This window comes from Micromonospora kangleipakensis (assembly GCF_004217615.1).
Lineage (GTDB): Bacteria > Actinomycetota > Actinomycetes > Mycobacteriales > Micromonosporaceae > Micromonospora > Micromonospora kangleipakensis.
The window spans coordinates 6,427,971-6,441,349 of record NZ_SHLD01000001.1; the positions used below are offsets into that span (position 1 = coordinate 6,427,971).

The window sequence follows — 13,379 nt, forward strand, 5'->3', positions numbered from 1 at the left end:
GATCACGGCGGGTGAGACGAGCGGGCCGAACGGGGATCAGCGCAGCCGGTAGACGGCCGTCCGGGAGTTCTCGAAACGCAGGTCGGCCAGGGTACGCAGGGTCGGCGACTCCGGTCCGACGGCCCGGTCGACCACCAGCCAGCGCACCCCGTACCGGTCGCGGAGGGCGGCCAGCCCGGCGGCCGTCGGGGCGGTGAAGGCGGCGTCGTTGGCGCGCAGCCGGTCGGCGTCCCAGAACGGGGCGTACGGGCCCTCGGGCAGCCCGACCATTCGGGGCGCGAACGCCCACCCCTCCACCAGCACCGCGCGCTCGGCGTAGCCGCTCAGCCAGAACGTGCGGGCGTCGCACCAGCCGTCCACCACGGCCCGGCAGTGCACGTTGGTGGCGACCACGTCGTCCGGGGCGCTGTGCGCGTGGACCCAGCGGGCCGCCTCGACCCGGGAGGCGGGCATCGGCACCACCGGGTACGCCCCGCCGTTGGGCTGCTTCCGGGCGGCGGCCGCGTCCATCACCAGGCCGGGCGCGCCGGCGACCAGCACGGCGGTGAGCAGCAGCAGCCCGCCCCGGCCGGCCAGCCCGGGCCAGCGCCCGACCAGCGCCGGCCAGCACAGGGCGACCAGCAGCGCCACCACCGTCAGGGCGGCGGCCCAGCAGAGCAGCGACAGCACCGGGGCGTACGCGGGGGTCGCCGGCGTGCTGGCCGCGGAGCCGAGCTGCACCGCGGTCAGCAGCACCGCGAACCCGGCGGTGCCCACCCCGAGCAGCAGCCGTCCCCGCGCCGCCAGGGCGGCCCGGTCGACCACCTCGACCCAGCCCCAGGCGGAGAGCAGCACCCCGAAGGCGAAGCCGGTCCGGGTGAAGTACTGGTTGCTGCTACCGGGGTGGCCGACCAGCAGGTAGATGGCGGGCCCGGCGAGCGCGCCGCCGAGCAGGAGGAGCTGCACCGGCTCCAGCCGCCCGCGGCGCACCCGCAGCAGCGCCAGGACGCCGGCCAGCCGGAGCTGGAGGCTGAGCAGGAAGGCCAGGAAGACCGCCGCCCAGAGCACCGCGGTGACCCCGGCGGAGCGCCCCTCGGGCAGGTACGTCCGCAGCCCGGAGAACGGGTCGACGATCACCCCGTGGCTCTCGAAGGCGAAGAGCACGGCCGTGGCGAAGACCTGCGCCACGAGGGCCAGCCCGGCGGCGACGAGCACCGCGCGGGGCAGCCGACGGCGGACCGCCAGCAGCAGCGCGGCGGTGAACGCGAGCGCGGCCAGCACCACCGGCACCGTGCTGGCCTTCGCGCCGGTGGAGGCGGCCAGGAAGAGCGCCGCGAGCACCCAGGCGCCGCGCCCGAGCGGGGGCACGGCCACCCCGCGCGCCCGCCCGACGATCTCCCCGAGCGCCGCGATCAGCGGCAGCAGCAGCACCCAGCTGTACGTCATCGACGGGCTGCCCCAGACGATGAAGGTGGCCTGGGTGCCGAAGAGCTGCCGCCACCCGTTCTCGAAGCCGAACTCGCCGACGGTGAACATCAGCCCCGCGGCGACCACCCCGGCGTACGGCCGGCCGGTGATCCGCCAGCCGACCACGGCGACCAGCACGGCGGCGAGCGCGCAGAGCGCCGGCACGGCGAGCCGGAAGAGGACCGTCGGCAGGTCGACCCCGCTGACCAGGCTGGTCGCCGCCAGGTGGGCGAAGCCGAACCAGTGGTAGTGCAGCGGCTCCCCGGCCACCTGCGGCACCTCCAGCGGCACCTGGTGGGTGGCCGCCCCGGCGAGGGAGAGCTGGAACGCCAGGTCGATGTACTGCGCCTGCCCCTCCTCGGTGGGGAGCACCGGGTTGACGGCCAGGAACGACTCGTACAGGTAGAGCGTGAAGCCGGCGACCACCCCGGTCAGCGCCCAGGCCCAACCGGCGGGAGCGGCGGTGTCGTAGCGGACCCGCCAGTGCCGGCGCAGCCGCGGCACGGCGGCGAACGGCGCCAGCACCACCAGCGGCCAGAGACGCAGCCAGCCGGGTGCCCCGACGGCGGTGAACGCCGCCCAGGCGGCCAGCTCCAGCACCAGCCCGACGGCCGCGCCCATCGCCAGGTCCTCGACCAGGGTGTGCGGCCGGCGGCGCAGCGCCCGGTACACCAGGGTCCCGGGCAGCAGCACGGCCAGCAGCGCGTACGCCGTCCAGCGGGCCAGGTCGGGCGCGGGCGTGCCGGCGCTGAGCAGGACGACCGCGACGAACGCGTAGCCGGCGAGGGCCGGGGCGAATCGGGCGGCGGCCTGACGGCGGCGCGGACCGAGGGTCGGCGGGGCGGCGTCCCCGGTGGCGAGCGTGGTCACCGCAGCGTGTCGGCCAGCTCGACGACGTCCCGGCCGGGAACCGCCGGCTCGGCGGCGCTGTCGCTGGCCACGAAGTACGCGGGCCGGCCCTGCACCGCCGTGTAGATCCGGGCGACGTACTCGCCGAGCAGGCCGAGACAGAGCAGCTGCACCGCGCCGAGGAAGAGGATCGCCACGTAGAGCGACGGCCAGCCGGTCACCGTCGCGCCGGCGAACCAGGCGAGCACCGCCACCACCACCAGCACCCCGCAGACGGCCACCCCGGCCAGCCCCAGCCAGGTGGCCACCCGCAGCGGCGCGGCGGAGAAGCTGGTGACGCTCTCCGCGGCCAGGCCGGCCATCCGGGACAGCGGGTACTTGGTCCGTCCGGCAGCACGTTCCTGCCGCTCGTAGCCGACCTCCCCGCTGGGGAAGCCGAGCCAGGGCACCACCAGGCGGAGCACGGGGCTGCGCTCGGGCAGCTCCCGCAGCGCCTCCACGGCGGCCCGGCTGAGCAGCCGGAAGTCACCTGCCTGGGCGGGCACCTGCTTGCCGACCAGCCGCCGCATGAGCCGGTAGTAGCCGGCCGCGGTCCACCGCTTGAAGGCGCTGTCCTGGCTCCGGTCGGCCCGGACGCCGTAGACGATGTCCAGCTCGTCGGCCCGCGCCCGGCGGAGCATCTCGACGATCACCTCGGGCGGATCCTGCAGGTCGGCGTCGATGCTGACCACGTGTCCGCCGCGGGCGCGGAGCAGCCCGGCGATCAGGGCCGCCTGGTGGCCGCTGTTGCGGCGCAGCCGCAGCACCCGCAGCGCCGGCCAGCCGGCGCGCAGGGCGGCCAGCCCGGCGAGGGTGCCGTCGGTGCTGCCGTCGTCGACCGCCACCACCTCGTACGACTCGCCGAGGCCGTCGAGCACGCCGCGCAACCGCTCGACCAGCAGCGGCAGGACGCTCTCCTCGTTGAACATCGGCACCACCACGGAGAGTGCCGGCTCCGGTCGCGTCACGGCGCTCGACCCTCCGTTTCCTGTGGTGGCGGACGGCCCGAACGCTACCAGTCGAGCCGCCTCCGCTCGGCCCGTCGCGGTCGACCAGCGGCCCGGCGGGCGGGAGCGGCGGCCGCCGGTCAGGTGCCGCAGGTGGTGGCGGGCAGCCCGGTCACCGGGACCGGCGACCGGCCGCCCGGTCGGGCCTTGCCGGCGAGCACCCCGGCCAGCGCGGTCATCGACGCCGGGCTGGACGAGTAGGTGGCCAGCAGCGTCGGCGACTTCGCGGCGGCCAGCACGTACGGGGTGTCCATGGCCACCGTCACCGCGGCGTCGGCGCGCAGGTCGTCCGCGCCGTCGCCGTACCCGACGAGGTGGACGACCGTGCCGCCGCTCGGCACCACCTTCACCCCGGCCGCCGTGAGCGCCTCGGTCAGCGTCGCCCGGGTCCGGTCCCGCCCGCCGGAGGAGGTGACGGTGACCGGCCCGGCCACCGGGCCGCCGCACCGGCCGCGCAGCACGGTGACCGCCGCGGCGGCCAGGTCGGCCGCCGCCTTGCGGTGCTCCGGGCCGTTCAGCCCGGAGAGCTCCGGGGTCGGCCGGTCGGCCAGCTTGAACTTCATGGTCAGCACCCGGGTGGCCGCCTCCAGCAGCCGGGCCCGGGGCAGCGAGCCGTCGCGGAGCGCGGCGAGCAGCCCGTCGTACGCCTGACCCACGTTCGGGGTCATCAGGATGAGGTCGTTGCCCGCGGTGAGGGCCCGCACCGCCGCCTCGCCGGGCGACCAGCGCTTCGCCGGCGGCATGTTCATCCCGTCGGTGATCACCACGCCCTGGAAGCCGAGCTGGCCGCGCAGCACGTCGGTGAGGAGCTTGTGGGAGAAGGTGGCCGGGGTGCCCGGGTCGACGGCCCGCACGTCGAGGTGGGCCGACATGACCGCCATGGCGCCGGCGTCGATGCCGGCGCGGAACGGCGGGAACGCCGTCCGGTCGAGCACCTCGCGGGACTGGCCGATCACCGGCAGGTCCTTGTGCGAGTCGGTGGCGCTCAGGCCGTGCCCGGGGAAGTGCTTGACGCTGGCCGCCACCCCCTCGGCCTGCAGGCCCCGCACCGCGCCGGCGACCTGGGCGGAGGCGTTGGCCGGGTCGGCGCCGAAGGAGCGGGAGCCGATCACGGTGCTCCGGGTGGCCAGCACGTCGGCGACCGGGGCGAAGTCGAGGTTGATCCCCATCGCGGCAAGCTCCGCGCCGGCGGCCCGCCAGGCCGCCTCGGTCAGCGCCGGCTTCCCGGCCGCCCCGGCGGCGAGGGGGCTGGGCAGCAGGGTCACCCCGTCGGTGATCCGGGTGACCACGCCGTACTCCTGGTCGGTGCCGATCAGGAAGGGGGCCGGCCCGGCGGGGAGCTTCCCGGCGGCCTCCCGCAGCCCGGTGGTCAACTCCCGGACCTGCTTCGGGTTGTCGACGTTGGTGGTGGCCTGGTTGCCGGAGGTGGGGTCGTCGGCGCTGAACCCGACCAGGATCACCCCGCCCAGCCGGTACTTCGCCACCATCTCCGCCGGGGTGTCGACCCCGGCGAGGGCCCGGTTGCCGGCGGCCGACGCGGGCGAGACCTTGGTGGCGGAGCTGCCGTACGCGTACGGCATCAGCACCTGGCCGACCAGGTCCTCGTCGGCGAGCGTGCGGACCAGGGCCGCGGCCCGGGCGGCCGGGTCGGCGGCGGTCGGGGTCGGGGTCGGGGCGGCCGACGAGGAGGGACCCGGCGGCGCGGCGCGGCGCGGTCCCGGCTCCTTCCCGCACCCGGAGACGAGCAGCGCGGTCAGTGCGACGAGCGCGACGACGGTACGTCGAGGGGTGGTCGACACGCGGCCCATCCCACCAGTCCACCGCGTATCGGGCAACTTGACCTTTGGTCAACCGACCCGGGTGAGCAGCGTCACCGGGGCGCCGTCGCCGGCGTACCGGTAGGGCTCCAGCTCGGCGTCCCAGGCGGTGCCGAGCGCCTTGTCCAAGGCGTGCGCGAGGGCCTCCGGGGCGCGGGCGGACGCCATGATGCTGCGCAGCCGGTCCTCGCCGAGCTGGATGTCGCCGGCCGCGCCGACGGTGGCCCGGAACAGGCCCCGCCCCGGGACGTACATGAACCGCTCGCCGTCGGCGCCGGGGCTGGGCTCCTCGGTGACCTCGAAACGGATCATGGGCCACTGCCGGAGGGCAGCAGCCAGCTCGGCGCCCGTCCCCGGGCTACCGGTCCACCCGCACTCGGCGCGCCGGGCGCCGGGGTCGACGGGCTGAGCCGTCCACTGCAGGTTGACCGGCGCGGCGAGGACGCGCGCGATCGCCCACTCGACGTGTGAGCACACGGCGAGCGGGGTCGAGTGGACGTATACGACGCCACGCGTTGGCACGGTGACCTCCCGGAGAGCGAGGTGCGTCTTCCCCTACGACCTCGTCCACCCGAGTGGCCTCTGCAACACATGATGACCCTGTGACGGGTGGTGCGCCAGCGAATCGGAAAATTCGGCGACGGGATCGGGTCGGAATAGCCGGCCGGGTGACCCGGTTGACCACCATGACGGCGCGACGACCAGCCAGGTGTCGCGGTCGTGTACAGTTTCATGGGCGGTTCTGTGCCGCCGCACATCTTCGCGGGCCGAGGCTCATCCGTGCGTCACCCGCAACAGCCCCCGGACGTTTAAGTCCTCCCGTACGTCTGCAAGGAGTACCTCCGTGGCGAGCAACACCTCTAAGACCGCGCGCGCGTCAGTCCGGGCCGGCCAGGCTGGCCAGGGTGGCGCACTCAGCGTGCTGGGCGAGTTCAAGTACGTCATCCCGCTCAACGGCGGCAAGCACGCCTACGTGCGGAACCTGACCAACGGCAAGACGGCGCACCTGCGCACCGACTCCGAGGCCTTCGTCGAGGAGATCCGGGTGCTGGCCGCCGCCGGTCACGCCGCCAAGATCCGGGCTGAGATCAACGGCCTCGCCGCCGCTCACCCGGGCCACGGCTGGGACGCCACCGAGAAGCGTCTCGTCGAGGCCGGCGTCTTCGAGGGCTGAGTCCCTCACCCGCGTCACCATGAACCGCCCGTCGGGTCACCCCGGCGGGCGGTTCGTCGTCTCTCCGGCCGGTCCCTCCGCCAGCAGCGCGACATCGCCGGTGGCCAGGTCGTAGAGGGCGCCGACCACGGCGACCCGGCCGGCGGCGACCGGGCCGGCGAGCAGGTCGTCGGCCCGCAGCGCGGCCACCGTGCGTCGCACGTGCCGGCGTACCGCCAGCGGGTGCGCCCGGGGGTCGTCCGGGCCCACCTCGGCCACCGCCGGGGCGATCTGGTCCACCACGTACGCCAGCGAGCCGCCCGGCCGCTCCCCCGTGCGCAGCGTCTCCACCGCCGAGCCGACCGCCCCGCAACGCTCGTGCCCGAGCACCATCACCAGCGGCACCCCGAGCTGGCCCACCACGTACTCGATCGAGCCCAGGACCGCCCGGTCGAGCACGTGCGCGCCGGTGCGGATCACGCAGATCGACCCGAACGTCTGGTCGAAGATCGCCTCCAGCGGGACCCGCGAGTCGATGCAGCCGAGCACCACGGCGTACGGCTGCTGGTCACCCGAGGCGACCGCCGCCGCGGCGGTGACGTCGTGCCCGTGCACCGGCTGGCCGCTGACGAACCGGCGGTTCCCGGCGAGCAGCTCGGCCAGGGCGGAACGCGGGCTCCGGCCCGCTCCGGCGGCCGGGGTCGGGCGCGGCGGCGGCATGCCCTCCAGCCTGGTCACCGATCCGACCCCGCGGGGGCGGTTGCGAATCTTCTCACCACCACGGTTGGCGTGTTGTCATGACGGGTAGCCGGTGTTACCGCCGGGTTAAGCCGGTGCGACGGACACCGGTCGGCCCGGGGGAGGTAACCATGCCGGAGCACGTGGAGGTACAGCTTCCCGACGACGTACGCCTCCACGTGGCGGTGACCGGGCCGGACGACGCCGAGGTGACCGCGATCCTGCTGCACGGCTGGACGCTCGACGGCCGTAGCTGGCACCGCCAGGTCGCCGAGATCCGCGAGCGGTTCGGTGACCGGGTCCGGGTGGTCACCTACGACGCCCGGGGGCACGGCCGGTCCAGCTGCATGGCGCTGCGCACGGCCACCCTGGCCCAGCTCGGCGACGACCTGGCCGCGGTGGTGGACGAGGTCGCCCCGGCCGGGAAGGTGGTGCTGGTGGGGCACTCGATGGGCGGGATGACGGTGATGGAGTACGCGCACCGCCACCCCGGCCACTTCGCCGCCCGTACCGCCGGCCTGGTCTTCGTCTCGACCACCGCCGAGGGGCACACGCACACCGTCTACGGCCTGTCGCCCCGGATCGCCCGGTTGATCCGGCTCGCCGAGACCACCGGCGCCGGGGTGCTGGCCCGGTGCGGGTCCTGGCGGCCGCCCCGGGCGCTGCTGCGCGCGCTGCGCCCCAGCATCCGCTGGATGCTCTTCGGCGACCGCTGCGACCCGGCGGACATCCGGCTGGTCACCTCCGCGGTGGCGCACGCCTCGCTGCGCTCGATCGGCGGGTTCCGCGCCTCGATCGGCGCCCAGCACCGGCTGGACACCCTGGCCGCGCTGGGCCACCTGCCGGCCGCCGCGCTGGTCGGCGACCGGGACCGGCTCACCCCGCCGCCGTGCGCGGAGTCGATCGCCGCCGCGCTGGCGACCACCGAGCTGACCGTCTGCCCGGGCGCCGGGCACATGCTGATGATGGAGCGGCCGGACGAGGTGAACGCGGCGCTGGCCGCGGTGCTCCGGCAGGTGCTGGAGCTGCCCGCCCCGGCCGGGAGCCGCGCCGGTGACGGCCCGACGGCCGGGGTGGGAACGGTCGGATAACGGGCAACCCGGGCGGGCGGCGCCCCGGACCGGCATGGCCCCGACGCGGGCCGGAACGCCGGCCCGTACCCTCATTCAGCCACCGTGCCCGCCGCCCTGACCACAGGAGTTGCCGCGTTGACCGACCAGACCACCCTGGAACAGGAGATGGCCGCCGAACAGCGGCATCTCGACCGGGTGTACGCCCGGCTGGCGGAGCTGCGCCGGTCGGCCGCCGACGCCGAGCGGGAGGGCTACCGGCTGGCCCGGGTGGGCAACTTCGGGGCGCTGGTCGAGCGGGACGCGATGGTCTTCCACGCCGCGCGGCGCCGACACGCGCTGGACGCCGAGCACGAGGGGCTGGTCTTCGGCCGGCTCGACCTGCGGACCCGCCAGGTGCTGCACGTCGGGCGGCTAGGGGTGCGCGGCGAACACGCCGAGACCCTGGTGGTCGACTGGCGGGCGCCCGCCGCCGCGGCTTTCTACCAGGCCACCCCGGCGGAGCCGATGGGCGTGGTGCGGCGACGCACCATCCAGTCCTCGGCCGAGAAGGTGACCCGGATCGAGGACGACCTGCTCGACCCGGCCTCGGCGCCGGCGGACCTGGCGGTGGTCGGCGACGGGGCGCTCCTCGCCACCCTGTCCCGGGCCACCGGCCGGGGCATGCGGGACATCGTGGCGACCATCCAGCGGGAGCAGGACGAGGCGATCCGCTCCCCCGGCTCGGGCGTCACGATCGTCTCCGGCGGCCCGGGCACCGGCAAGACGGCGGTGGCGCTGCACCGGGCGGCTTATCTGCTCTACTCGGACCGCAGCCGGTACGCCGGCGGCGGCATCCTGGTCGTCGGCCCGTCGAGCGTCTTCGTGGCGTACATCGCCTCGGTGCTGCCCTCGCTCGGCGAGGAGACGGCCACCCTGCACTCGCTCGGCTCGCTCTTCCCGGGCATGTCGGCGACCCGGACCGACCCGCCCGAGGTGGCGGCGGTGAAGGGGTCGCTGCGGATGCGCCGGGTGCTAGAGCGCGCGGTCCGGGACACGGCGCCGGACTCGCCGGCCGAGCTGCGGCTGCTCTACCGGGGCGAGCTGCTCCGGCTGGAGCGCCGGGAGCTGGACGGCATCCAGGAGCGGGCGCTGCTGCGGGGCGCGCGCCGCAACGAGGTGCGCCGGGCCGGCTTCGACGGCGTCCTTGCGGCGCTCTACGCCCAGGCCCGCCAGCTGCGGGTCGGCCGGCTGCCGGAGCAGCGCGCGTTCGAGGACGAGATCATCGACCGGCCGGAGTTCCGGGAGTTCCTTAAGGCCTGGTGGCCGCGGCTGCATCCCCGGCACGTGCTCGGCTGGCTGGCCCGTCCGGAGCGGCTGCGCCGGTACGCCGGCGGCATCCTCTCCGGGGCGGAGATCCGGCTGCTGACGGAGGCGTACCGGAGCCTGGACACCGCGGGGCTGACCATCGCGGACATCGCGCTGCTGGACGAGCTGGACGCGCTGCTCGGCAAGCCGGTGCGGCCGGCGAAGGCGAAGCGCGACCCGTTCCAGCTCGCCGGCGGGGTCCGCGAGCTGAGCACCTTCGCCGATCGGCAGCGGGCCGCCCGGGCCGCGGCCCGGGAACGGCCGGAGGACTACCGGGAGTACGCGCACGTGGTGGTCGACGAGGCGCAGGACGTCTCGCCGATGCAGTGGCGCATGATCGGTCGGCGCGGCCGGCTGGCCTCCTGGACGGTGGTGGGCGACCCGGCGCAGACCGCCTGGACCGGCGATCCGGAGGAGCTGACCCGGGCCCGGGACCAGGCGCTGGGGCGACGCCGCCGGCACCAGTTCACGCTGACCACCAACTACCGCAACTCGGCGGAGATCTTCGCGGTGGCGGCGGCGGAGATCCGCCGGCTCTACCCGGACCTGCCGCTGCCCACCGCGGTGCGCTCCACCGGCATCGAGCCGGTCGAGCGGACCGTGCCAGCCGCCGAGCTGGCGGCGGCCGCCGTCGAGGCGGCCGGGATCCTGCTGGCCGAGGTCGAGGGGACGGTCGGGGTGATCACCCCGGTGCCGCGCCGGGACGAGGTGGCCGGCTGGCTCGGCGACCTGGGCGGCTCCCGGCTCCAGGTGGTGACGAGCCTGCAGGCCAAGGGCATGGAGTACGACGGGGTCGTACTGGTCGCGCCGAGCGAGATCCGGGCGGATCCGGGCTCGGGCGTACGGACCCTCTACGTGGCGCTCTCCCGGGCCACGCAGCGGCTCACCACCCTCGACGCGCTGGGCTGAGCAGGGCTTCGACCGCGAGCGGGCGGACGCCGGCCTTTCACTTGCATACATAGCGATGTGAACATAGATTGGGCCCGGCCGGGGCGAGGGCGAAAGGGTGTGGGCGTGGGCGCAGGTCATGACCACAGCGGGGCGGTGACCAACGCCGCCTACCGCCACCGGGGTCGACTCTGGGCCGCGTTCGGGCTGCTCGCCGCCCTGATGCTGGTCGAGGCGGTCACCGCGTTCGGCACCGGCTCGCTGGCCCTGCTCTCGGACGCCGGGCACATGTTCACCGACGTGCTGGGCATCGGCATGGCCCTCGCCGCGATCACCGCCACCCGACGCGCCGACACCGACCCGCAGCGCACCTTCGGGCTCTACCGGCTGGAGGTGCTGGCCGCCCTGGCCAACGCGGTGCTGCTCGGCGCGGTCGCGGTCTACGTGCTGGTCGAGGCGGTACGCCGGTTCGGCGAGCCGCCGGAGGTGCTGGCCGGTCCCATGCTCGCGGTGGCGGTGCTCGGCCTGCTGGCCAACATCGCCGCCTTCGCCCTGCTGCGCAGCGGGGCGGAGGAGAGCATCAACCTGCGCGGGGCGTACCTGGAGGTGCTGGGCGACCTGCTCGGCTCGCTCGGGGTGATCGGCGCCGCGCTGGTCATCGCGCTCACCGACTGGTGGTGGGCGGACCCTCTCGTCGCCGTCGCGATCGGGCTGTTCATCCTGCCCCGCACCTGGCGGCTGGGGCGCGCCGCGGTGCGCATCCTGGTGCAGGCCGCCCCGGAGCACCTCCAGGTGACCGCGGTGCACGACCGGCTGGCCGCGGTGCCCGGCGTGGCGGAGGTGCACGACCTGCACGTCTGGACGCTGACCTCGGGGATGGATGTGGCCTCCGCGCACCTGACCATGTGCCCGGGCGCCGAGGTGGGCGAAGTGCTGGCCGCCGCTCGGGCCGCCCTGCACGAGGACTTCCGGATCGATCACGCCACGTTGCAGATCGAGCCCGGAGCGTCAGCCGGGGCCTGTGGTGCAGTCGAGTGGTAATTAGGGCAAACTTAAATCAGTGCGGGTATTGTGCACCTGTGCCGGTTTTGCCCTCGTTCGTGCCCGTAGCTCACCGGGCCGGGCCGGGGCACCACCGGTAGGCTCGGCCCCGGCCTCCGCCAGGCGGCGCCCTCCGGCGCCTGCGGTGGCCGCCGCCTAATCGCCGCCTGCGGCGAACCGGGGAACCATGTTCGTGGGGTGCATCCGCGCCAGCGGTAGGGATCTTCCGTCCCGAACCCGTCAGCTAACCCGGTCGGCGGCTGACGGAAGGAAACCCTGAATGCCAGCAGTGGCACCTGTGAAACGGACGGCCGCCCGGTTGGCGGCCCTGCTCGTGGCGACGCTCGCGCTCGGCCTCGCGACCGCGCCGGTCGGCCCCGCCGGGGCGGCGCCCCCGGCCGGCCTGCTCGCCGCCGCCCCCGGCGACGACGACGAGGGCGGCACCCCGGCCCTGCGCGCCCAGCTCGACGCGGCCAGCAAGGGCTGGCTGGAGGCGAAGACGGCGCTGGCCCGCTCGGTCGGTCGGCAGCAGCAGCTCACCAACCAGCTCACCACGATCAACGCCGAGCTGAGCGTCCGCGACACCAAGGTCGGCGAGATCGCCGGGGTCGCGTACCGGACCGGACGGCTCGGCACCGCGGCGGCGCTGCTCGCCAGCGACAGCCCGGAAGGCTTCATGGACCGCGCCGCCGCGCTGGGCCAGGTCGCCGCCCACGAGGACCGGGCGCTGCGCGACCTGATCGAGACCCGGGACCGGGCGACATCGACCCGGACGGCGCTGAACGCCGAGATCCAGGAACAGCGCAAGCAGGTCGCGGTGATGGCCAAGCGCAAGCAGCAGGCCGAACGCGCGCTGGAGGTGGCGAACGACCGCGCCGAGAGCGCCCGCGACAGTGGCGGCACGGTCCGGGGCACCTCCACCGCGAACGCCGACCCGGCACCGCGCAACGCCGACGGCTCCTGGCCGCCCGAGTCGTGCAGCGTCAACGACCCCACCCCGGCCGACGGCTGCATCACCCCGCGCACGCTGCACGCGCTCAACGAGGCCAAGTCGGCCGGGTTCACCCGGTACGTCTCCTGTTACCGACCCAGCGGGTCGGGCGAGCACCCCAAGGGCCGGGCGTGCGACTTCGCCGCGCAGTCCGACGGCTTCGGCGGGGTCGCCAGCGGCGGCGACCGGACGTACGGCAACAACCTGGCGGCCTACTTCGTCCGCAACTCCGACGCGCTGGCCGTGCTCTACGTGATCTGGTTCAAGCAGATCTGGCTGCCGAGCAGCGGCTGGAAGTCGTACAGCGGCGGCAACGGCGACCCGTCCAGCGACCACACCAACCACGTGCACCTGTCGGTCTACTGAGCCGAGGGGGTGATCCGTCGCCGGACGGGTCACCCCCGCTACGCCCGTCGACGTACGCGGAATGTCGCCCCCGGCCCCACGACGCGACCGGCCCGCCGGACCAGCATCGACGGCATGAGCCGACTCTCCCCCGCCGTCCGCAAGGCCCTGCTGACCCTGCACCTGGTCACCTCGCTGGGCTGGCTCGGCGCGGACCTGGTGCTGCTCACCCTGGGCGTCGCCGGGCTGCGCGGCGCCGACCCCGCGGTGGTCTACCCCACCGCGGGGCTCGTCGTCACGTACCTCTTCGCACCGCTGAGCGTGGTGGTCTGGCTGGTCGGGGTGGCGAGTTCCCTGCTCACCCCGTGGGGGCTGCTGCGCTGGCGCTGGGTGCTGGTCAAGTTCGTGCTCACCACGGTGCTGCTCGGTCTGGTCCTGCTGCTGCTGACGCCCCGGATCCGGCAGCTCGGCGAGCTGGGCGCCGCCGCCTCCACCCACTACCGGGTGGACCTGGTCGTCGCCCCGGCCATCTCCAGCACGCTGCTGCTGGTGGCCACCGTGCTCTCCACGTACAAGCCGTGGGGCCGGCTACGCCCCGCCACCCCGGCCCGCCGCCGCCCGGTGGCCGTCGCGCCCCGGTCCTGACCG

General features: G+C 75.1%; 11 protein-coding genes and 1 riboswitch. Of the genes, 6 read left to right on the forward strand and 5 right to left on the reverse strand.

Annotation, left to right across the window (positions count from 1 at the left end; all coding sequences use genetic code 11):
* Positions 1-36 precede the first annotated feature (36 nt).
* From EV384_RS35185 to EV384_RS30600, 4 genes are all read right to left on the reverse strand, one after another.
* Complete coding sequence (locus tag EV384_RS35185) at positions 37-2,316, reverse strand: hypothetical protein (RefSeq protein ID WP_165440116.1); 2,280 nt, start codon at positions 2,314-2,316, stop codon at positions 37-39.
* Positions 2,313-3,302: a glycosyltransferase family 2 protein gene (locus EV384_RS30590; RefSeq protein ID WP_278045658.1), complete on the reverse strand. Its 990-nt coding sequence runs from the start codon at positions 3,300-3,302 to the stop codon at positions 2,313-2,315. The genes EV384_RS35185 and EV384_RS30590 overlap by 4 nt, the downstream gene beginning before the upstream one ends.
* Before the next feature lie 119 nt (positions 3,303-3,421).
* On the reverse strand, positions 3,422-5,149 hold the full coding sequence (locus EV384_RS30595; RefSeq protein WP_130338817.1) for a glycoside hydrolase family 3 protein: 1,728 nt from the start codon (positions 5,147-5,149) through the stop codon (positions 3,422-3,424).
* Between the two features lie 39 nt (positions 5,150-5,188).
* Positions 5,189-5,680 (reverse strand): DUF3145 domain-containing protein, encoded by a 492-nt coding sequence (locus EV384_RS30600; RefSeq protein WP_130338819.1) that lies wholly within the window; start codon positions 5,678-5,680, stop codon positions 5,189-5,191.
* A 322-nt stretch (positions 5,681-6,002) separates the two neighbouring features.
* On the opposite strand from EV384_RS30600, the gene EV384_RS30605 reads away from it, so the two are divergent.
* Positions 6,003-6,332 carry a hypothetical protein gene (locus EV384_RS30605; protein ID WP_109804978.1) on the forward strand — a complete coding sequence of 110 codons (330 nt, stop codon included), beginning with the start codon at positions 6,003-6,005 and terminating at the stop codon, positions 6,330-6,332.
* A 36-nt stretch (positions 6,333-6,368) separates the two neighbouring features.
* Here the strand turns inward: EV384_RS30605 and EV384_RS30610 are convergent, their stop codons facing one another.
* Entirely contained in the window at positions 6,369-7,031 is a 663-nt protein-coding gene (locus tag EV384_RS30610) for a carbonic anhydrase (RefSeq protein WP_130340915.1), read from the reverse strand.
* A 149-nt stretch (positions 7,032-7,180) separates the two neighbouring features.
* Between EV384_RS30610 and EV384_RS30615 the strand changes: the two genes are divergently transcribed.
* From EV384_RS30615 to EV384_RS30635, 5 genes are all read left to right on the forward strand, one after another.
* A complete protein-coding gene (locus EV384_RS30615; RefSeq protein ID WP_130338821.1) occupies positions 7,181-8,140 on the forward strand; it encodes an alpha/beta fold hydrolase in 960 nt (319 codons plus the stop codon).
* 117 nt (positions 8,141-8,257) lie between these two features.
* On the forward strand, positions 8,258-10,375 hold the full coding sequence (locus EV384_RS30620) for a HelD family protein (RefSeq protein WP_130338823.1): 2,118 nt from the start codon (positions 8,258-8,260) through the stop codon (positions 10,373-10,375).
* 105 nt (positions 10,376-10,480) lie between these two features.
* Positions 10,481-11,395, forward strand: a complete 915-nt coding sequence (locus EV384_RS30625; RefSeq protein ID WP_130338825.1) for a cation diffusion facilitator family transporter — start codon at positions 10,481-10,483, stop codon at positions 11,393-11,395.
* A 143-nt stretch (positions 11,396-11,538) separates the two neighbouring features.
* Positions 11,539-11,670: riboswitch (cyclic di-AMP (ydaO/yuaA leader) on the forward strand.
* Positions 11,671-11,675: 5 nt separating this feature from the next.
* Entirely contained in the window at positions 11,676-12,752 is a 1,077-nt protein-coding gene (locus EV384_RS30630) for a coiled-coil domain-containing protein (protein ID WP_130338827.1), read from the forward strand.
* A gap of 114 nt (positions 12,753-12,866) precedes the next feature.
* Complete coding sequence (locus EV384_RS30635; protein ID WP_130338829.1) at positions 12,867-13,376, forward strand: hypothetical protein; 510 nt, start codon at positions 12,867-12,869, stop codon at positions 13,374-13,376.
* Positions 13,377-13,379 lie beyond the last annotated feature (3 nt).